Below are 19105 nucleotides of genomic sequence, written 5' to 3'. Positions count from 1 at the left end.
TCCTGATGGAGGGATATCTCCTGTTGGGGCGACCTCTTCAGCGGTGCAGTCCCTGCGCTATCGCCATCGCGACCGTGTCGATCACCTGGTCCGCCTGGAACAAGAGCTGGTAGTAGTCGAAGCGCAGCACGGTGTAGCCGCGGAGCGCGAGACGGGCATCCGCAGCGAGGTCCCGACGCCGGTCACTCGCCTGGTGGTGGGCGAACCCGTCGATCTGCACGACGAGTCGTCGCCCGATGAGTCCGTCGACGGGATGGCCGTCCAACCACACCTGCTGCTGGACATCGACGGCCAACCGACGCATGAGTTCGATGAAGCGGGTCTCGATGCCGGAGTCGGAGAGATATCCTGCCAGCGCAGCCATCTCGCGCGCCGCGACCGCACCCCATTCGATGCGCGCGAGAACCGCATCATCGACGAGGCCTCGACGCAGCGCTGATTCCCAGATCGCCAGCGCCTCCCACCGGACCAGGCATGCCGCGACGTGGAAGAGAACGTTCACGATCGGATCCAGCACGGCGTCCGCGGCGGTGGGCATCGGCGCCGCACCCCAGTGGACACGGAGTCCGTCACGATCGAAGCGGGACGCGTTCGCCGCGACGGAGAGGTGGAGCTCGTCGTGCTCGCGCACCCACAGTCCGAGCCGCTCGGCCGCCGAGACGCAGGTGATCCGCCCGCCGACGGCGACAGCCCTGCGGAGCGCCGGGTCGGCACCGCCCGTCACCACCCACCCGCGTCGCGGTCGCTCCAATGCTCCTGTCGCCAGCGCGGCGCGCACCTCGTGCCGGGTGAAGCCCTCGGCGAAGAGCGATGTCACCACCGCGGCACCGCCGCAGCGATCGACGTGGGCGATGAGCTCGGTCGTGTTCGGCATAGCCCGAGGATGCGGTCTCCGCCGCATCCCGGCAGCTCATCCACCCCGCACCGGGGGCGACACGCCGGGGCCTGAACCGTGAGGAGGCGACGCCCCTCACGCAGGAGATCTCCGCCCGACAGGATGATCCGGAGCGGATCGTCCTGCGGGACGGAGATCTCCTGGTGAAGGGGCGAGCGGCGACTCAGCCGAAGAGCGCGGCGGCCTCTTCGTAGCGGTACTGAGGAACCGTGTTCAGCTCGCCGAGCGCTTCCGCGAACGGCACACGCACGATGTCGGTTCCGCGCATGGCGACCATCTGACCCCATGCGCCGTCGACGATCGCGTCGGCGGCGTGCAGGCCCAGGCGGGTCGCGAGCACGCGGTCGAAGGCGGAGGGCGACCCACCGCGCTGGATGTGGCCGAGCACCGTCGCACGGGTCTCGATACCGGTGATGCGCTCGATCTCGGGGGCGAGGACCTCGCTGATGCCGCCGAGACGCGGGCGGTTGAAGGCGTCGAGGCCCTTGTCACTGAAGGCCTCGTCCATACCCGTGAGCTTGAAGCCCTCGGAGACGACGACCAGCGGCGCGCGGCCACGGTCGTGTGCGCGGCTGACCTGGTCGACGATCTCATCGATCGACATCGGGACCTCGGGGATGCAGATCACGTGCGCGCCCGCGGCGATACCCGCGTGCAGGGCGATCCAGCCCACGTGGCGCCCCATGACCTCGGCGACCATGCAGCGCTGGTGCGAGTCGCCGGTGGTGCGCAGGCGGTCCATGGCGTCGGTGGCGATGTTGACAGCCGTGTCGAAGCCGAACGAGTAGTCGGTCGCCCGCAGGTCGTTGTCGATCGTCTTCGGGACGCCGAGCACGTTGATGCCGTCGTTCGCGAGACGGTTGGCGGCTGCCAGTGTGCCTTCGCCGCCGATCGCGATGATGCCGTCGATCCGGTGCCCGTACAGCGTCTTCGCGATGTTCTCGGCGCCGCCGCGGGGACCCTCGTAGGGGTTGGTGCGGCTGGTGCCGAGGATCGTGCCTCCCACCTTCGACAGGCCCTTGACCTCGTGCCGCGTCAACGGGAAGAAGTCGCCGTCGACCACGCCGCGCCATCCGTCACGGATGCCGACGAACTCGAGGTCGTAGGTCGTGGTGCCCTTGAGCACGACACCGCGGATGACCGCGTTCAGTCCGGGGCAATCGCCGCCGCTGGTGAGAATACCGATCTTCATGCTGGAGTCCCTGCTTTCCGGGTGATGGTGCTCCGGGGAATGGGGCGACGCTGCCTCACCGACACTATCGCCCCGGAGCCCCCGGGCGCACACCCGGGGCCGTGCATATGGATGCGGGTCAGCCGCCGAGCGCGGACCTCGTCAGATGCATGAGCGCCGACAGCTGCACCGAGTCGCTCGAACCGGGCTCGACCGCGTGGCCGTCGAGCGCGCGAAGGGAAAGGCCCTGCTTGGCGTCGATGAGCTCCGCGATCTTGGTGTCGATCGTGTGCGCGGCGATGATGCGCCACGCCGTGACCGGCTCGTCCTGGCCGATGCGGTGCACGCGGTCGATCGCCTGCGTCTGCTCGGCCGCAGTCCAGCTCAGCTCGGCCAGCACGACGTTGGAGGCTGCCTGCAGGTTGACGCCGACCCCGGCGGCGGTCAGGGAGCACACCGCGACAGCGACCTCCGGGTCGGAGTTGAACGCATCGATGGCCGCCTGACGCGCGATCGCCGTCTGGTCACCGCGCAGCGAGACCGACTTGAGGCCGGCCGCGGCGAAGTGGGCCTCGGCCGCATCCATGACGTCGATGTGCTTCGCGAAGAAGACGACCTTGCCGACGGAGCGCTGCAGCTGCACGGTGTAGTCGGCAGCGAGCAGTGCCTTGGCCTGGCCGATGCGGCGCACCATCGTGAACACGTTCTCGCTGCCGGATGCGGCGGCCTTGGACTCGTCGAGCTCGTGCTGCGCGACCAGGCGGACGATGTCTTCGTCGATCTCGCCGATCGCCAGGCCGCGCTCGCCACGGGCTTCGATGATCCGGCGGTACCGCGCTGCCAGACGCTCACCCAGCTCACGCTCGGCGTGGCGGATAGAGCGGCCGTACTCGTCGTCCAGTTCGACGGGCAGGTCGGCGACGAGCTTGTCGGGAAGATCCGCGGCCACGTCGGTCTTGCGCCGACGGACGATGCCCATGGAGATGACCGCGCTGCGCGCCTGCGGGTAGAAGGCTTTGTCGGCGGGCGTCAGTCCGGTCTCATCGAGCTTCGCCATGAGCTCGGGACCGGGCTTCTCGCCGTTCGTCCAGCCCAGGAAGCGCCAGATCGCGTCGAAGTCCTCGACGTCGTTGATCAGCGGCGTGCCGGTCAGCGCCAGCATGAGCGGGTCGCGTCGCGCCTCACGGATGCGGCCGGCCAGCGCCAGCACGTTCCGGGATCGCTGCGAGGTGAGGTTCTTGATGAAGTGCGCCTCATCGACGACCATGCCGCCCAGACCGATCGTGCTGAGCCAGGACAGATGACGGTCGAGGACCTCGTAGTTGACGATGAAGACATCGGCGAACGCGTCGATGTTCTCGCCGTCGCCCTGGATGACGGTGGCGCGCCGCTGCGGCGTCCACCGGTGCACCTCGCGGGCCCAGTTCATCTTGACGACGTTGGGCACGACGACCAGCAACGGATATGCGTTCGCGACGGATGCGGCCAGCACCGACTGGGCCGTCTTGCCGAGGCCGGGCTCGTCGGCGAGCAGGAAGCTCCGGTGCCCCTCGCGAACCGCCTCGAGGAAGCGCGACTGGTGCGCCATGACCTCGAGGCCCTTGGGCGACAGGCGGTCGAACTCCGGGACGGGCGGCAGGTCCATGGACGCCGCTCCCCCGCCGGCACCGGTCTCGAACGCCTTGTAGAGCGGGCCCATGAGCTCCCAGTCGTCCAGCCGACGACGCGGCGTGCTGCCGGTGGAGCGCGGGGTGAGATCGGGGGCCAGGAACGGGTTCGCCATCTGACGCGCCTCGACCTGCGGCGGCACGACCTGCCGGGATGCTGCGGCGGCCGGAATCACCGCAACGGGCGCCGCCGGTGCGGCATCCGTGATGATCAGCTCGTCGGGAGCGAGCTCGGCACCGGATTCCAGCAGCCAGTCGCGCCGCATCCGCTTCGCGACCGGCGAGGTCGCCTGGTCGACTTCGAGCAGCTGGATGAGGGACGTGTCGCGCGCCGCGGTCTTGGCGAGGATGGTCGCCACGCCGTCGAGACGCTTGAGCAGCTCGGCGCGCGACGCATCGGTGAGCGTCGTGTCGGACTTCACACGCGCACGTTCCTCGCGCACCAGGAAGGCGATCACCTGGAACTTGACGCGATTGGTGGGGCCCAGCTTGCCACGCTGGGCCTTCGCCTCGACCTCGCGCACCTTGCGCGCGAGGATCGGGATGACGGGGGCCTCGTCGTCGCGCTTGGCGGACGAGGACTTTCTACGGCGTTGCGCCGCCGGTGCCGTGGTCGGCATGCTCCTCCTGAGCGTCGGGTCCGCAAAGGACCGTCGACCGGTGTTTCGAGTCTCGCGGGCGGCTCGGTGCCGGCTCGTACGCGAGAGAGTCGACTGGGCCTGACGTGGATGCAGGGATCCGGGCCGACGGTGACAGTTTAGAGCATCCCGCGGTGCGGCGCAGTGTCAGCCCCAGAGTGTGGCGACGACGTCTTCCGTGTACCCGTCCGGCGCGTTCCCGCTCCAGGACGTGGCGACCCAGCCGTTGCCGCGGAGGAAGTCCGCTTCATTGCCGTTCGAGCACAGGATGCCGCCGGAATTGTCGGCGCACACGAAGCCGGCCCCTGCCAGCATGTCTTGGATGCGCGGCGCATCGGCCGGATCCACGATCGTCACGCTCGTCGCGAGGGCGGAGCCCGCTCCCGTGCCCCACGTGCAACGCAGGGTCGGCACACCCGAGTCGATCAGGCCCCGCAGGGATTCCACCTGGGTGGCGGCGAGGGAGACGCCGCCGCCGTTGAGCGGCGCGAGCTCAGCGTCGAGACGGCTGCGCATCGCGGACGAGTAGAGCGCATCGCACGAGGCCGGCAGCTGGATCTCCTGCGTCTGGGGGCGGGGGGTCGACGAAGGCGACGACGACGGAGAGGATGACGGCGACGACGGGCTCGGGGTGGACGATTCGGAGGGCACCGGGGAGCCGGACGGAGACGTCGTCTCCGACGGTTCGGGCACACACGCGGTCAGCGCCAGGACGACGGCGCACAGACCGAGGGCGGCGCCGAGAGGACGGGACTTGCGGATCACGACAACCTCCGGGAGTGGGACAGCTTCGACACTAGACGGAGCATCCCGGCCTGCCCCGCAGCCGCGCCGTCGTCAGCCGGCCCGGCGCAGACGGAGACTGTTGAGCACGACGAACAGGCTCGAGAAGGCCATCGCGGCGCCGGCGATCATCGGGTTCAGCAGGCCTGAGGCGGCCAGCGGCAGGGCGGCGACGTTGTACGCGAAGGCCCAGAACAGGTTGCCGCGGATGACCGACATCACCCGACGGCTGAGCGACAGAGCCGTCACCACCTGAGTGAGCCGTGACCCTGTCAGCGTGATGTCGCCGGCATGCCGGGCGGCGTCCGTCCCCGCCCCCATCGCGATCCCGAGATCGGATGCGGCGAGCGCAGCTGCGTCATTCACACCGTCACCGACCATGGCGACCCGGCGCCCCTCCGCACGCAGCTGCGTGACGACCGCGAGCTTGTCTTCGGGAGTGGCCTGCGCACGCACCTCACCGATTCCGACCTCCGCAGCGACCCGACGTGCCACGGGCTCGGCGTCGCCGGTGAGCAGGAGCACACGCACGCCCCGCTCGGAGAGCTCGGCGACCGCCTCGGCCGCATCCTCGCGGACGGCATCCTCGAGCTCGAAGACGGCAGCGGCGTGCATGTGCCCGTCACCGTCGGCCCAGCCCACGACGACATGGGTTCCGGTGCCGTCCTCGAGCGCGACGGAGAGCTCGGCCGGGAGACGGGCTCCCTCATCCGCGGCGAGTGCGGCGTTCCCCGCGAACGCACGGACACCCTCGACGTCGCCGACCACGCCGCGTCCGGGGACGGCCGCGAAGTCGACGACGGCGGGGGCGTCCGCGACCGCGAGCGCGCGGGCGACAGGGTGCTCCGAGCCGGCTTCGAGGGCGCCGGCGACGCGACGCGCCCGCGCCTCGTCGACACCGGACGCGACGAACGCACGGCGCACGCGCATCTGCCCCGTGGTGACCGTTCCTGTCTTGTCGAGCACGACCGTGTCGACACGCTGCGCGTTCTCGAGGGCATCGGGACCGGTCACGAGGATGCCGAGCTGCGCACCGCGGCCGGTACCGACGAGGATCGCCACGGGCGTGGCGAGGCCGAGGGCGCAGGGGCACGCGATGATGAGCACGGCCACTGCCGCGACGAATCCCTCGGCGACCGATCCGCCCGCCAGCATCCAGCCGATGAGGGTCAGCACCGCGAGCCCGATGACGATCGGCACGAAGACGGCCGAGATCCGGTCCGCCAGCCGCTGGACGCGACTCTTGCCCATCTGCGCGTTCTCGACGAGCTGAGCGATGCGGGCCAGGCGTGTGTCAGCACCGATCGCATCCGCGCGCACGCTCAGCGCGCCGCCGTGCACGATCGTGCCGCCCGTGACGGAGGATCCGGGCACGACGGACACCGGCGCCGCCTCGCCGGTGAGCATGCTCTCGTCCACATCCGCCCGCCCGTCGACGACGGTGCCGTCTGTGGCCAGCGTTCCACCGGGGCGCGTCAGGAAGACGTCTCCCGGACGCAGTGCCTCCAGCGGCACGGTGCGCCCGTCGGCGAGCTCGACCTCGGGCACGGTCAGCTCTCCGAGTGCGCGAAGCGCCGCACCGGCCGCGCGGCGTGACCGCTGCTCGATGTAGCGGCCGATCAGCAGGAAGACCGTCACGGCGGCGGCCACCTCGAAGTAGACGAGCGACGTGGCGTCGTGCACCGGACCGATCAGGACCACCTCGTGGCGGATGCCCCAGCGTCCGGCGGATCCGAACAGGAGTGCCCACAGGCTCCATCCGAAGGCGGCGAAGGTGCCCATCGTGATGAGCGTGTCCATCGTCAGCGCGCCGTGGCGGAGGTTCACGAACGTCGCGCGGTGGAATGGCCACCCTCCCCACAGCACCACGGGAGTCGTGAGCACGAGCGACAGCCACTGCCATCCGGGGAACTGCCACGCCGGAACCATCCCGAGCGCGACGACGGGGATCGCGAGGGCGACGCTGACGATCAGGCGCGTGCGCAGCGTGGCGGCACCGGGTGCATCCTCCACCTCGTGCACGTGCCCCCCTTCATGGTCGCCGTGCGTGTGCACCGGTCGGATGCGGGCGGTGTAGCCGGCCTGAGCGACCGCCTGCACGAGCTTCTCCTCCGGCAGGTCGGCGGGATAGCTCACGTGCGCGGTTTCGGTGGCGAGGTTGACCGAGGCAGCAACGCCGTCGACCGCCCCCAGCCGCTTCTCGACGCGCGCGACGCAACTGGCGCAGGTCATGCCGTCGATGTCCAGGACCGCCTCGCGGGTGGTTCCGTCGTGCTCCTGCATGATGACATCCTCCTCGTCCTGCGCAACGATATACCCCCCTAGGGTATTCCGTGGTCGGTGCACCGTGTCCGACGAAGGGCGTAGCGTGTGCAGCATGGCGACCCGTCCGAGCAGCCCGGCGAGCGCCGCCGTCGTCATCGGCGTCGCGGTCCTCGCCTCGTTCGTGTCCTTCCTCGACGGCACGATCGTCAATGTGGCCCTGCCCGCCATCGCACACGAGCTCGGCGGCGGCCTGGCCACGCAGCAGTGGGTGGTGGATGCGTACCTCGTGACGCTCGGGGCCTTCATCCTCGTCGCCGGCTCCTTGAGCGACGCCTTCGGCCGGGTGCGGATCCTGCGCATCGGACTCGTGATCTTCGGCTCGGCGTCGCTTGCTCTCGCCTTCGTCCCCAGCGCCGGTTGGCTCATCGCTCTCAGAGCGGTGCAGGGTGTCGGCGGCGCGCTCCTCGTTCCCAGTTCGCTCGCGTTGCTGACCGCGCGCTTCGACGGTGCGGAGCGCTCCCGCGCGATCGGCATCTGGACGGGGGCGACCACGGTCGCCACCCTCATCGGCCCTCTCGCCGGCGGCCTGCTCGTCGATCTCCTCTCCTGGCGCTGGGTCTTCGCGGTGACCGTTCTGCCCGTCCTGCCCACACTCGTGCTGCTCACCCGCATCCCGGAGCTGCGCACGCCCGGTGCGCGGATCGATGCGCTGGGCGCCGTGCTCAGCACGGCGGGTCTGGGGGCACTGGTATTCGCCCTCATCGAGCAGCCGCGGCTGGGGGCGGACTCGCCCTGGGTGTGGGCGGGCGCGATCGGCGGGCTCCTCCTGCTTGCCGGATTCATCTGGCGGCAGCGCGTCGCGCCGTCCCCCGTCATGCCGCTGTCGTTGTTCCGGGCACGCAACTTCTGGGCCGGCAACCTCACGACGTTCTTCGTCTACGCAGGTCTTTCACTCAACGGACTCGTGCTCACCATCTACCTCCAGCAGACGGCCGGCCTCTCCGCGACCGTCGCGGGGCTCGCGTCCCTGCCTCCGACGCTCCTGATGATCGCATTCAGCTCACGTGCCGGAGCCTGGGCAGGCAAGCTCGGCCCCCGGTGGTTCATGACGATCGGCCCCGCGGTGATGGCGGCGGGCTCCCTGCTGCTGCTGAGCGTCGGCCAGCCCTTCGACTACGTCACGCAGGTGCTGCCGGGCATGGTGCTCTTCGGGATCGGTCTGACGCTCACCGTCGCGCCGCTCACCGCCGCCGTGCTGGGCTCTGTGACCTCCGAGCGCTCCGGCATCGCTTCCGCAGTCAACAACGCCGTCGCACGAGTGGCGGGGCTCCTCGCCGTCGCGGCCATCGGGGTGCTCGTCGGCGACGCGCTGGATCTGACGGGTCTCCACACGGCGATGCTCTTCGTCGCCGCGCTCATGCTCGTCGGCGCCGTCGCGTCCGCGCTCGGGATCCGAGGCGGGACGGACTCGGCTACGCGCCGAGCATCCGACGCACCTGCGTGACGTCGTCGTTCATCTGGTCGATCAGCGCCTCGATCCCCTCGAACGCCACCATCCCTCGCACGCGCTGCACGAACTGCACGTCGACCTCGTGACCGTAGAGATCGATCCCCTGCTCGTCGAGCACGTGCGCTTCCACCTGGCGCGTCGGCACGTCGTCGAACGTGGGGTTCGTCCCCACGGAGATCGCTGCGGGATAACGCGTCCCCGAGCGCAGTCCCGTCGCCTCATCGACGAGCCATCCGGCGTAGACGCCGTCGGCGGGCACGAATCCTTCCAGCGACGGGCTGAGGTTCGCGGTCGGGAACCCCATCTCCCGTCCCCTCTTGAGGCCGTGCACGACCTCGCCGCGCACGGATGCGGGACGACCCAGCAGCTTCGCGGCCCCCTCGACATCACCGGAGGCCAGCAGCTCCCGGACCCACGTGGACGACACGCGGCGACCGCCGTCGATCGCGCTGACGTCGTCGACGACCCCCACGCTGAAACCGAACTCCTCGCCGAGCCGTTCCAGCATCCCGGGGTCTCCCGCTCCCCCACGGCCGAACCGGAAGTCGTTGCCGACGAGGACCGCGCAGGTGTCGAGCGGCTCCACGAGGACGCCTCGGACGAACTCCCGCGGCTCCAGCTCCGCCAGCGCGACGTCGAAGGTGAGCACCATCGCCGCGTCGATGCCGGTCTCGGCGAGGAGCCGGAGCTTCTGCGTGACGCCGACGAGGTTCTCCGGACAGCGATCCGGCCGCAGCAGGGCGAGCGGGTTGCGGTCGAAGGTCACGGCGACGACCTTCGCACCGCGCGCCGCCGCCTCGACCTTCGCCCGCTCGAGGAGGACGCGATGCCCCGCGTGGACGCCGTCGAACTTGCCGATCGCGACGACGGACGGGCCGAAGCCCGCGGGGACCTCATGGGGTCCGTGGAAGACGATCACCAGACAGACCTCTCGACGCGAGCAGGAGCGGGCGCATCCACCGCGTGACCGGGCCGGTGGGTGAACAGCCACCAGACACCGACGAAGGGAAGGATCAGCGGCACGAAGACGTAGCCCGAGCCGAACCAGCTCCAGACCGTCTCCTCCGGGAACAGATCGTGCCGGAACAGGCTGACGGATCCGACGACCAGCACCCCGATCATCTCGAAGACGATCGCGACCCACGCGACCGCGTACCAGATGCGTGAGTGCGAGAAGATGAGGGCCGCCGTCGCGAGGATGTAGACCGCCGCGGAGATCGCCGACAGCGTGAACGCCAGCGGCGCCGCATCGAAGCGCTCCACGATCTGCACGAGCGATCGGCCCGTCGCGGCGAGGGCTAGCACGGCGTACACCGCGACCAGCACGCGGCCGAGGCCGGTGATGCGGGGGCGGTTCGCGGGTGCCATGACCTGACAATCCTAGATCGAGGCGCGGGGCGCCCGGCTCAGGCGCCGATCCCGCTCCAGATCACCTGCATCCGCCAGACCATCACCGCCACGGACGCCGCGGCCACGCCCATCACGACGGTGCTCCACCGGCTGCGTTCGAGCAGCGCCCAGAAGACCCCCGCCGGTGGAAGCAGCGCCGCCGAGACGAGGTACACCCAGAACTCCAGCGTGCTGCCGGAGATGGGGTTACCCGCGAACGGCGCCACGATCGCCACAACGACCTGCGCGATCAACAGGAGCTCCACCAGAGCGAGCGCTCCGACGCTGACATCGCTCGGGCGCCGACCCGCCAGCCCCAGGATGACGCACACGAGCGCGGCGAGGCCGGCGACGGCGACCTGCGCCAGCGTGAACCAGAGGATCATGCGTGCGCCTCCGGCATGTTCATCGTGCTCTTGAGATCGGCTCCTCGACGCTGCAGCACACCGATCAAGGCGCCATCGGGACCGATCGCCGCCGCCGGAGTGGCGGCGACTCTCGAGGCGGCCCCGGTGAGGCGCTTGCCGTGGCGCAGATCGCGCGCCTCGTCGTCGCTGACGGCGAGCGTGGGCAGCGCCAGCGCCGCTGCGGCTGCGGGCTGCAGCAGGGCGTCGGCATCGATGTGCTCGAGGTCGACGGCGGCTGCGACATCGAACGAGCCGATGCGGGTCCGCCGCAGTGCCGTCAGGTGCCCGCCGACGGTGAGGGCGGTTCCCAGATCACGCGCCAGCGCGCGGATGTAGGTGCCGCTGGAGCAGTCGACCACCGCATCCAGCTCGATCGCCGCTCCGGTACGACGGATGGCGAGCACCTCGAAACGCGAGACGGTCACCGCACGTGAGGCGAGCACGACCTCCTCGCCCGCCCGCGCGAGGTCGTAGGCGCGTCTCCCCGCGACTTTGATGGCCGACACCGTGCTCGGCACCTGCTCGATGTCTCCCGTGAGATCGGCGATGCCCGCACGGATCTCCTCGTCCGTCACGGCCGCGAGCGTCGACTCGTCAGCACGACTCGTCACCGTGCCATCGGCGTCATCGGTATCCGTGCTCGATCCGAGCAGGATGGTGGTCTCGTACGTCTTATCCAGCCCGACGACGTAGGTGAGCAGTCGCGTCGCGGCACCGATGCCCAAGACGAGAAGCCCGGTGGCCATCGGATCGAGGGTGCCCGCGTGGCCCACCTTGCGCGTGTTCAGCGCACGACGGGTGCGAGAGACCACGTCATGGCTCGTCAGCCCACCGGGCTTGTCGACCAGGAGCACGCCGGTGGGCGCCGCCGCCTCACCGGCCATCAGCAGAAGTCCCGGAAGACGCGTACCGGATGCCGCGGGTCGGTATTGTCGAGGATCACGCTCGCGCGGCCACGCGGGTCGCCGTCCTGGAGGTATAGGTCGAAGCCTGCGCGATAGCGCGCATTCGAGGCGGCAAGCGGGTCGGAGTCGCTGCCGTCGCGTTCCGCCATGCGCCCGAACGCCACATCGAGGGGCGCATCGAGCCACACCGACCAGTTCCAGACGTCGCGGAGCTCCGGGCGCAGAAGGAAGAGGCCGTCGACGACGAGGATCGCATCGGCGGGCGCCGTCTCGGCCTCGGGGGCGACGGCGCGATCCTCCCCGAGGTCGTGCGTGGCCCTCACGAAGGGTGCGCCCGCGCGGAACGGCCGCAGCAGCCGCTCGAGCAGCGCCTCGGTGTCGTAGGAGTCGCGGTAGTGACCTTCCGCGGACGTACGGCCCCGCGCGTAGCGCTCGGCGCGCGGGCGGTGGAAGTCGTCCGCGGATGCACGGAACACCGTCGAGCCGTCGTCGCGCAGGGCATCCGCGAGAGCGTCGGCGAAGAGGGTCTTGCCCGCGCCGTCCCGACCGTCCACCGCGACCAGCAGCCGACCCCGACGGTGGTGCTGACGCAGCTCCGCGCGCAGCTCCCCGAGCAGCGATTCCTGTTCTTGCGAGATCGGTGGGCGCATGTCTCCAGCCTAGGCTGGAGGGATGCCGGATCTCGCCCCAGCGCTCGTCGCCTGGTACCGCGACAACGCGCGCGATCTTCCGTGGCGCGCGCCCGCATTCGGCGCGTGGGGTGTCCTCGTGAGCGAGTTCATGCTCCAGCAGACCCCCGTGAACCGCGTGATCCCCCACCTCGAGGCCTGGCTCGCTCTGTGGCCCACTCCCACGGCACTCGCGAAGGCGGCACCGGCCGACGCCGTTCGCCAGTGGGCGAATCTGGGCTACCCCCGTCGCGCGCTGTGGCTGCACCGTGCGGCTGTCGAGATCCGCGATCGGCATGACGGGGTCGTGCCGCGCGAGGTCGATCAGCTCCTCGCTCTCACCGGGATCGGCGACTACACGGCCCGTGCGGTCGCCGTCTTCGCGTACGGCGACCACCACCCTGTCGTCGACACCAACACGCGGCGCGTCATCGCCCGAGCGATCGACGGCCAGGCGCAGCCCGGCCCTCCCTCCCGACGCGACCTCGCGGCGATGGACGCGCTCCTCCCCGCGGATGCGGCCACGGCCGCCGCTGTGAACGCCGCCGCCATGGAGCTCGGCGCACTCGTGTGCACGGCGCGCAGCCCTCGGTGCGCCGAATGTCCGCTCCGCACGATGTGCGCGTGGCGCGCGGCGGGCTACCCCGACACGGGTGACACCCGCCGTCGTCAGGCGCGATATGAGGGCAGCGACCGTCAGGCGCGCGGTGCGGTCCTGAAGCAGCTGCGCGACGCATCCGATCATGCGGTCGCAATCGATCACGTGGCAGCGGACTGGCCCGACGCCCTCCAACGCGATCGCGCCATCGATTCCCTGATTGCGGACGGGCTCGCAGAGGCCGTCGACGGTGAGCTCCGCCTGCCGCGCTGAGACTCGGCACGGTTCAGGCGAAGAGGTAATAGAAGCTCAGGTGCAGTGCGAGCACCACGTGCAGGGTCCCCGTCCAGGACCGCAGCAGTGCGAGCACGGTTCCGAGCGCGAGCATCGCCAGCGCCGGCAGCGGCGAGAAGAAGCGATCGGGCAGGTAGACCAGATGCGCGCACATGAAGAGCACACCCACCGCGAGCACGCTCCCCCAGGCCGGCAGGATCCGCCGGACGAACGACTGCAGGAGTCCGAAGGTCAGGTAGTCCTGCCAGAGCACGGATGCCGCCATCCATACGACGTAGAGCAGAAGCGGGCGCGGAAGTGCGTAATGGAAGGGCAGTGCCACCAGCGCTACTGCCGGCAACACGAGAGCCCACATCGTGCGGCCTCGGGCGAACAGGATCCGACTCTCCCGACGAAGCGCGAGCATCAGGGCGACCGCCAGGACGACCACGAGCATCGTCTCCGCAGCCAGCCGCAGATCGACATCCTGCGACAGGAGAGCGCCGGGCCCGTCCGCGAACAACCCCGGTGTCAGCGCGAAGAGCGCGAACCACATCGGAACGGCCGCCGCTGCGCTCCCGACGTCGACGGGGGACGGCGCCGTACGTGGGCGCGGTTGAGGAGCAGACGACATATCGCCACGTTAGCGGCGCCTCCCGCTCTGTTAATCCCGGCCCGGCGAGCCGGCGCTTCGCTTCTCGCGGGCGTACGGTGCGGGGCGTGGAGACGCTGATCGTCTACGAATCGCTCTGGGGCAACACCCGCCAGGTGGCCGAGGAGATCGCCCGCGGCGCCGGAGAGCTTTCCGACGTGCTCACACTGTGTGCGGTGGCGGACGCACCGTCCTCCCTCGCCCCGTCGCTCGACCTGCTCATCGTCGGCGCCCCGACCCACGCTTTCACACTGCCGACACCGTCGAGCCGTGCCGAAGCGCGCACCCACGGTGCAGCTGTCCCTCACGCGCCGGGAGTCCGCGAGTGGCTCGCCACGCTCGTCGTGGAGAGCCCGCCGGCTCGGGTCGCGGCCTTCGACACCCGTCAGGGTCGATCATTCATCGTCGGCTCGGCCGCGAAGTCGATCGCGCGCGCGGCCAAGCACCGTGCGCTCTTCGTGTCCGACACCGCCGATTTCGTGGTGACATCGCGCGAAGGCCCGCTCGAGCAGGGAGAGCTCGAACGGGCCTACGCCTGGGGACGCGCGTTGACCGCGCCCCGATGAGCAATCAGTCCTCGTCGTCCTCGCGGGAGACATAGGGGTCGGCGTCACCGGCGTACTGGGCCGATGCGGCAAGTCCCGCCACGGCGCTGTCACGCTCGCGCGCCTCGCGCAGCAGGTCTTCGATGTGACCGGCGTTCTCGGGAACGCCGTCGGGGATGAACTCGAGCGTGGGCGTCAGACGCACGCCGAGCTTGCGCCCCACCTCGCTGCGCAGCATGCCCGTCGCCGCGGTCAGAGCCGCCGCGGAGTCGAGACGCTCCTGCTCGGTACCCAGCACCGTGTAGAACACCGACGCGTGCTGCAGGTCTCCTGTCACGCGCACGTCTGTGATGGTCACGAAGCCGAGACGCGGATCGCGCAGCCCCTTCTCGAGCCGCTCGGCGATGAGCACGCGGATGCGGTCGGCGAGCCTCGCCTGCCGTTCACTGGCCATGTCCTTCTTCTCCCTCTCTCAAAACACCGGCGTGGACTCGGGAACTGCGGAGGACTCGGATGTCCGTCCGAGGCGATCGGGGCAGGGGCCCCGTTCTTGCCGAGGACGGACATCCGAGTCCGTGGCAACCGGAGGATCAGCCGCGCGGCTTCTCCACCATTTCGGTCGTCTCGATCTCGTCGCCGATCTGGATGTCGTTGTACTTGCCGAGGCCGATACCGGCTTCGTAGTCCGTACGCACCTCGGTGACGTCGTCCTTGAAGCGGCGCAGCGACTCGATCGCCAGCCCGTCGGCGATGACGACGCCGTCGCGGATGACGCGGGCCTTCGCGTTGCGGGTGATGGTTCCCGAGCGCACGATGACACCGGCGATGTTGCCGAACTTCGAGGAGCGGAACACCTCGCGGATCTCGGCGACACCCGACTGGACCTCTTCGTACTCCGGCTTGAGCAGACCCTTGAGGGACTGTTCGACGTCATCGATCGCGTTGTAGATGACGGAGTAGAAGCGGACGTCGACGCCCTCGCGAGCGGCGCGCTCGCGGGCCTTCGTGTCGGGACGGACGTTGAAGCCGATGACGATCGCGTTGTCGATCGTCGCCAGGTTGATGTCGGACTCGGTGATCGCACCCACACCGCGGTGGATGATGCGCAGCTGCACGGAGTCGTCGACCTCGATCTTGAGCAGCGACTCCTCCAGCGCCTCGACGGCACCGGACACGTCGCCCTTGATGATGAGGTTGAGCGACTCGACCTTGCCCTCTTCGAGCGCGCGGGTGAAGTCCTCGAGCGAGATGCGCTTGCGGGCCTTGGCCAGCTGCGCGTTGCGCTCGGCGGCCTCGCGCTTCTCGGCGATCTGACGGGCCAGGCGGTCTTCCTCGGTGACGATGAAGACGTCGCCTGCGCGCGGCACGGAGTTCAGACCCTGCACCTGCACCGGACGAGAAGGCCAGGCCTCCTCCACCGGGTCGCCGTTCTCGTCGATCATGGCGCGCACGCGCCCGTAGGCCGTTCCCGCGACGATCGCGTCACCGACGCGCAGCGTTCCGGACTGGATGAGCACGGTGGCCACCGATCCACGGCCCTTGTCGAGCTTCGCTTCGATTGCGACACCGCGCGCAGCCTTGTTCGGGTTCGCCGTGAGGTCGAGGCCGGCATCCGCGGTCAGCAGGACGGCGTCCAGCAGCTCCTGGATGTTCGTCCCCTGACGGGCCGAGACGTCGACGAACATGACGTCGCCGCCGTACTCCTCGGCGACGAGGCCGTACTCGGTGAGCTGCTGACGCACCTTGGCCGGGTTGGCATCGGGCTTGTCGACCTTGTTGACGGCCACGACGATCGGCACCTGAGCGGCCTGCGCGTGGTTGAGGGCCTCCACCGTCTGCGGCATGATGCCGTCGTCGGCGGCGACCACGAGGATCGCGATGTCGGTCACCTGCGCACCACGGGCACGCATGGCGGTGAACGCCTCGTGACCCGGGGTGTCGATGAAGGTGATCGCGCGCTCGATGCCCTCGTGCTCGGTCCACACCTGGTACGCACCGATGTGCTGGGTGATGCCACCGGCCTCGCCCGCCACGACGTTGGTCTGGCGGATCGCGTCGAGCAGTCGGGTCTTACCGTGATCGACGTGACCCATGACGGTCACCACCGGAGGACGGATCTCGAGGTCGTCCTCGCTCTCCGCCTCCAACTCGGCCTCGAGGTCGAGACCGAAGCCCTCGAGGAGCTCCTTGTCCTCGTCCTCGGGCGAGACCATCTGGATCTTGTAGCCGAGCTCCTCGCCGAGCACCTCGAAGGTGGCCTCGTCGAGCGACTCGGTCGCCGTCGCCATCTCACCCAGGTTGAACAGGATGGTCACCAGCGTTCCGGGCTGCACGGTGTACCCGCGCAGCGCCTCGAGCTTGTCCGCGAAGTCGGCGATGGAGGCACCGCGACGCAGGCGGATGATCTCGCCGTTGCCCTTCTGGACGTTGACGCCGCCGACGACCGGCGCCGACCGCATCTCGAATTCTTGCCGCTTCGCCCGACGCGACTTGCGCTGACGCGACTTGCCGCCGCCCTTACCGAAGGCACCCGCGGTGCCACCGCCGGGACCACGGCCGCGGCCACCGCCGCCACCGGGACGACCGGCGAAGCCGCCGCCCGCGGGAGCACCGGGCCGCTGGAAGCCACCGGCACCGCCGGGACGACCGGGACCGCCGGGACGCTGCTGGAACGGAGCGCCGGGACGACCGCCGCCGCCGGGGCGACCGGCACCGCCCGGTCGCGGAGCGCCGGGACGAGGGGCACCGGGGCGCGGTGCCTGCGGACGCGGGATGTTGCCGGGCGAGGGGCGCTGGCCCATGCCCTGCGCGCTCGCGAACGGGTTGTTGCCGGGACGGGGGCCTGCGGGGCGCTGGCCCATGCCCTGCGCGCTCGCGAACGGGTTGTTGCCGGGGCGCGGTGCGCCGCCCGGACGCGGCGGGGTTGCACCGCCGGGCTTGGGAGCGCCACCGGGCTTGGGGGCGCCCGGGGTCGCGGCGGCGGAGGTCGAACCCGAAGCGGGCGCGGCGGGAGCCGCCGGAGCAGCGGGTGCGGATGCGGCGGGTGCCGCAGACTCGACCGGCGTCGGGGCAGGCGTCTCGGCGGCCGGGGCAGCCGGAGCCGCCGGGATCGGAGCCTGCGGGCGCGGTGCCGCGGGACGAGCCGGGCCCGGACGGGCGCCGCTCGTGGGCTTGGGCGCGGCGGCGGGCGCCGCGACCCCGTCTGCCTCGAGGGCAGCACGGAGCTTACGAGCCACCGGGGGCTCGATGGTGGATGAGGGGCTCTTGACGAACTCGCCGAGCTCCTTCAGCTTCGCAAGCGCGACCTTGCTGTCGACGCCGAGCTCGGAAGCGATCTCGTGCACGCGTGGTTTTGCCACAATTCTCCTGTCTTGGGGGCCTACCCAGGACAGGGCAGACCGTTAGTCGCGGACGGGTCTCATTTCGAGCCGTTCACTTTGTGTCCATAGCCGTTCAGCCGTTTCTCGATGGTCTGCGTGTCAAGCGGGCCTGACACACGCAATGCCCGCACGAACGCACGGCGCCTCAGGGCGGCATCCATGCATTCGGGCGTCTCGTGGACCCACGCGCCTCTGCCCGGCAGCGCCCCGCGCTCGTCGATGACGAGCGCGGAATCCACGCAGACAACCCGCAGGAGGTCTTTCCGGGGAGCACGCGTGCGACATCCGACGCACGTTCGTACGGGTTCCATCTTACACCTGTCGACCGAGGGGGTCAGGGACGCGTCAGCTCTCCAGGATGCTGTCGGGCTGGATGTCGATCTTCGCCCCGGTGAGCTTCGCGGCAAGCCGGGCGTTCTGTCCCTCTTTGCCGATCGCCAGGGAGAGTTGATAGTCCGGAACCAGCGCACGAACGGCCTTGGTGCTCTGGTCCAGCACGAATGCAGACGTCACCTTGGCGGGCGAGAGGGCGTTGGCCACGAAGGTCGCGAGGTCGGCGTGGTAGTCGACGATGTCGATCTTCTCGCCGTTCAGCTCCTCTGTGACGGCGCGCACACGACGGCCGAGCTCGCCGATGCAGGCACCCTTTGCGTTGATCGACGGATCGTCGGTGCGCACGGCCATCTTGGTGCGGTGGCCCGCCTCGCGCGCGAGCGCGACGATCTCGACCACGCCGGAGGCGATCTCGGGTACCTCGAGCGCGAAGAGCTTGCGGACGAGCCCGGGGTGCGTGCGCGACACCGTGATCGCCGGCCCCTTCGTGCCCTTGGCGACGGAGGTCACGTAGACGCGGATGCGGGAGCCGTGGCGGTAGTCCTCGCCGGGCACCTGCTCCTCGGGCGGCAGGATCGCCTCGACGGTGCCGAGGTCGACGTGGACCATGCGCGGGTTCGGACCCTGCTGGATCACGCCGGCGACGATGTCGCCCTCCTTGCCGCGGAACTCTCCCAGCACGGCGTCGTCTGCGATGTCGCGCAGCCGCTGGTTGATGACCTGCTTGGCGGCGAACGCGGCGATGCGACCGAAGTCCTCCGGCGTGCTCTCCTCCTCGCCGACGATGACGCCCTCTTCGTCGCGCACGGGGATGAACACTCCGACGTGCCCGGTCTTGCGGTCGAGGTGAGAGCGTGCGCCCTCGGGCAGCTCGCCGGTCGGCGAGGTGTGCTTCGCGTAGGCGGTCAGGATCGCCTGCTCGATGATGGCGACGAGTTCGTCGAAGGGGATCTCCCTCTCGCGCTCGACGGTACGCAGCAGTCCGAGATCGATATCCACGGTGACCTCCTATATTCAGCTCTTCGC

General features: G+C 70.0%; 18 protein-coding genes. 3 read left to right on the top strand and 15 right to left on the bottom strand.

Translation table 11 applies throughout. The features are described from left to right. Positions 1-37: 37 nt before the first annotated feature. From EHF32_RS01735 to EHF32_RS01715, 5 genes are all read right to left on the bottom strand, one after another. Positions 38-874 (bottom strand): endonuclease domain-containing protein, encoded by an 837-nt coding sequence (locus tag EHF32_RS01735; RefSeq protein WP_137416522.1) that lies wholly within the window; start codon positions 872-874, stop codon positions 38-40. Between the two features lie 184 nt (positions 875-1058). After that, positions 1059-2087, bottom strand: coding sequence for a 6-phosphofructokinase (locus EHF32_RS01730; RefSeq protein WP_137416521.1), 1029 nt, complete (start codon positions 2085-2087; stop codon positions 1059-1061). A 118-nt stretch (positions 2088-2205) separates the two neighbouring features. Then, positions 2206-4353 carry a DEAD/DEAH box helicase gene (locus tag EHF32_RS01725; RefSeq protein WP_137416520.1) on the bottom strand — a complete coding sequence of 716 codons (2148 nt, stop codon included), beginning with the start codon at positions 4351-4353 and terminating at the stop codon, positions 2206-2208. Between the two features lie 165 nt (positions 4354-4518). Further along, positions 4519-5136 carry a hypothetical protein gene (locus EHF32_RS01720; protein ID WP_137416519.1) on the bottom strand — a complete coding sequence of 206 codons (618 nt, stop codon included), beginning with the start codon at positions 5134-5136 and terminating at the stop codon, positions 4519-4521. 72 nt (positions 5137-5208) lie between these two features. Next, positions 5209-7437 carry a heavy metal translocating P-type ATPase gene (locus EHF32_RS01715; RefSeq protein ID WP_137416518.1) on the bottom strand — a complete coding sequence of 743 codons (2229 nt, stop codon included), beginning with the start codon at positions 7435-7437 and terminating at the stop codon, positions 5209-5211. Positions 7438-7531: 94 nt separating this feature from the next. On the opposite strand from EHF32_RS01715, the gene EHF32_RS01710 reads away from it, so the two are divergent. Then, positions 7532-8923, top strand: a complete 1392-nt coding sequence (locus tag EHF32_RS01710) for an MFS transporter (RefSeq protein WP_137416517.1) — start codon at positions 7532-7534, stop codon at positions 8921-8923. On the opposite strand, the gene EHF32_RS01705 is transcribed toward EHF32_RS01710, so the two are convergent. Genes EHF32_RS01705 through EHF32_RS01685 form a run of 5 tightly spaced genes read right to left on the bottom strand, consistent with a single transcriptional unit; the run spans position 8892 to position 12280 of the window. Next, on the bottom strand, positions 8892-9848 hold the full coding sequence (locus EHF32_RS01705) for a bifunctional riboflavin kinase/FAD synthetase (RefSeq protein WP_137416516.1): 957 nt from the start codon (positions 9846-9848) through the stop codon (positions 8892-8894). The two genes, EHF32_RS01710 and EHF32_RS01705, sit on opposite strands and share 32 nt — an antisense overlap. Further along, the gene (locus EHF32_RS01700; RefSeq protein WP_137416515.1) at positions 9845-10297 is read right to left on the bottom strand and encodes a hypothetical protein; all 453 of its coding nucleotides are present in this window, start codon (positions 10295-10297) and stop codon (positions 9845-9847) included. The genes EHF32_RS01705 and EHF32_RS01700 overlap by 4 nt, the downstream gene beginning before the upstream one ends. A gap of 38 nt (positions 10298-10335) precedes the next feature. Beyond that, positions 10336-10704: a hypothetical protein gene (locus EHF32_RS01695; RefSeq protein ID WP_137416514.1), complete on the bottom strand. Its 369-nt coding sequence runs from the start codon at positions 10702-10704 to the stop codon at positions 10336-10338. Continuing rightward, the gene (truB, locus tag EHF32_RS01690) at positions 10701-11609 is read right to left on the bottom strand and encodes a tRNA pseudouridine(55) synthase TruB (RefSeq protein WP_137416513.1); all 909 of its coding nucleotides are present in this window, start codon (positions 11607-11609) and stop codon (positions 10701-10703) included. The genes EHF32_RS01695 and truB overlap by 4 nt, the downstream gene beginning before the upstream one ends. Then, positions 11609-12280 carry a uridine kinase gene (locus tag EHF32_RS01685; protein WP_137416512.1) on the bottom strand — a complete coding sequence of 224 codons (672 nt, stop codon included), beginning with the start codon at positions 12278-12280 and terminating at the stop codon, positions 11609-11611. The genes truB and EHF32_RS01685 overlap by 1 nt, the downstream gene beginning before the upstream one ends. Before the next feature lie 22 nt (positions 12281-12302). Here EHF32_RS01685 and EHF32_RS01680 point away from each other — a divergent pair, with 22 nt between their 5' ends. After that, positions 12303-13169: an A/G-specific adenine glycosylase gene (locus EHF32_RS01680; RefSeq protein WP_137416511.1), complete on the top strand. Its 867-nt coding sequence runs from the start codon at positions 12303-12305 to the stop codon at positions 13167-13169. Between the two features lie 13 nt (positions 13170-13182). Here the strand turns inward: EHF32_RS01680 and EHF32_RS01675 are convergent, their stop codons facing one another. Beyond that, positions 13183-13803: a CPBP family glutamic-type intramembrane protease gene (locus EHF32_RS01675; RefSeq protein WP_137416510.1), complete on the bottom strand. Its 621-nt coding sequence runs from the start codon at positions 13801-13803 to the stop codon at positions 13183-13185. A gap of 86 nt (positions 13804-13889) precedes the next feature. Here EHF32_RS01675 and EHF32_RS01670 point away from each other — a divergent pair, with 86 nt between their 5' ends. Then, positions 13890-14387 (top strand): flavodoxin family protein, encoded by a 498-nt coding sequence (locus tag EHF32_RS01670; RefSeq protein ID WP_137416509.1) that lies wholly within the window; start codon positions 13890-13892, stop codon positions 14385-14387. A gap of 4 nt (positions 14388-14391) precedes the next feature. On the opposite strand, the gene rbfA is transcribed toward EHF32_RS01670, so the two are convergent. The 4 genes from rbfA to nusA form a co-directional block, all read right to left on the bottom strand. After that, positions 14392-14820 (bottom strand): 30S ribosome-binding factor RbfA, encoded by a 429-nt coding sequence (rbfA, locus tag EHF32_RS01665; protein ID WP_137416508.1) that lies wholly within the window; start codon positions 14818-14820, stop codon positions 14392-14394. A 136-nt stretch (positions 14821-14956) separates the two neighbouring features. Continuing rightward, a complete protein-coding gene (gene infB / locus EHF32_RS01660; RefSeq protein WP_192900674.1) occupies positions 14957-17725 on the bottom strand; it encodes a translation initiation factor IF-2 in 2769 nt (922 codons plus the stop codon). Between the two features lie 59 nt (positions 17726-17784). Continuing rightward, the gene (locus EHF32_RS01655; RefSeq protein WP_234073280.1) at positions 17785-17985 is read right to left on the bottom strand and encodes a YlxR family protein; all 201 of its coding nucleotides are present in this window, start codon (positions 17983-17985) and stop codon (positions 17785-17787) included. Between the two features lie 106 nt (positions 17986-18091). Continuing rightward, a complete protein-coding gene (gene nusA, locus EHF32_RS01650; protein WP_137416506.1) occupies positions 18092-19078 on the bottom strand; it encodes a transcription termination factor NusA in 987 nt (328 codons plus the stop codon). Positions 19079-19105 lie beyond the last annotated feature (27 nt).

This window comes from Microbacterium sp. RG1, from assembly GCF_005347485.1.
GTDB classification, from domain to species: domain Bacteria; phylum Actinomycetota; class Actinomycetes; order Actinomycetales; family Microbacteriaceae; genus Microbacterium; species Microbacterium binotii_A.
Note: the sequence above shows the minus strand (reverse complement) of the source record. Positions and strands in the feature narration are given on the sequence as shown.

Coding starts and splice junctions, on each gene's coding strand:
- EHF32_RS01735 (WP_137416522.1), bottom strand. CDS start 874: ATGCCGAACACGACCGAGCTCATCGCCCACGTCGATCGCTGCGGCGGT.
- EHF32_RS01730 (WP_137416521.1), bottom strand. CDS start 2,087: ATGAAGATCGGTATTCTCACCAGCGGCGGCGATTGCCCCGGACTGAAC.
- EHF32_RS01725 (WP_137416520.1), bottom strand. CDS start 4,353: ATGCCGACCACGGCACCGGCGGCGCAACGCCGTAGAAAGTCCTCGTCC.
- EHF32_RS01715 (WP_137416518.1), bottom strand. CDS start 7,437: ATGCAGGAGCACGACGGAACCACCCGCGAGGCGGTCCTGGACATCGAC.
- EHF32_RS01710 (WP_137416517.1), top strand. CDS start 7,532: ATGGCGACCCGTCCGAGCAGCCCGGCGAGCGCCGCCGTCGTCATCGGC.
- EHF32_RS01700 (WP_137416515.1), bottom strand. CDS start 10,297: ATGGCACCCGCGAACCGCCCCCGCATCACCGGCCTCGGCCGCGTGCTG.
- EHF32_RS01695 (WP_137416514.1), bottom strand. CDS start 10,704: ATGATCCTCTGGTTCACGCTGGCGCAGGTCGCCGTCGCCGGCCTCGCC.
- truB (WP_137416513.1), bottom strand. CDS start 11,609: ATGGCCGGTGAGGCGGCGGCGCCCACCGGCGTGCTCCTGGTCGACAAG.
- EHF32_RS01685 (WP_137416512.1), bottom strand. CDS start 12,280: ATGCGCCCACCGATCTCGCAAGAACAGGAATCGCTGCTCGGGGAGCTG.
- EHF32_RS01680 (WP_137416511.1), top strand. CDS start 12,303: ATGCCGGATCTCGCCCCAGCGCTCGTCGCCTGGTACCGCGACAACGCG.
- EHF32_RS01675 (WP_137416510.1), bottom strand. CDS start 13,803: ATGTCGTCTGCTCCTCAACCGCGCCCACGTACGGCGCCGTCCCCCGTC.
- rbfA (WP_137416508.1), bottom strand. CDS start 14,820: ATGGCCAGTGAACGGCAGGCGAGGCTCGCCGACCGCATCCGCGTGCTC.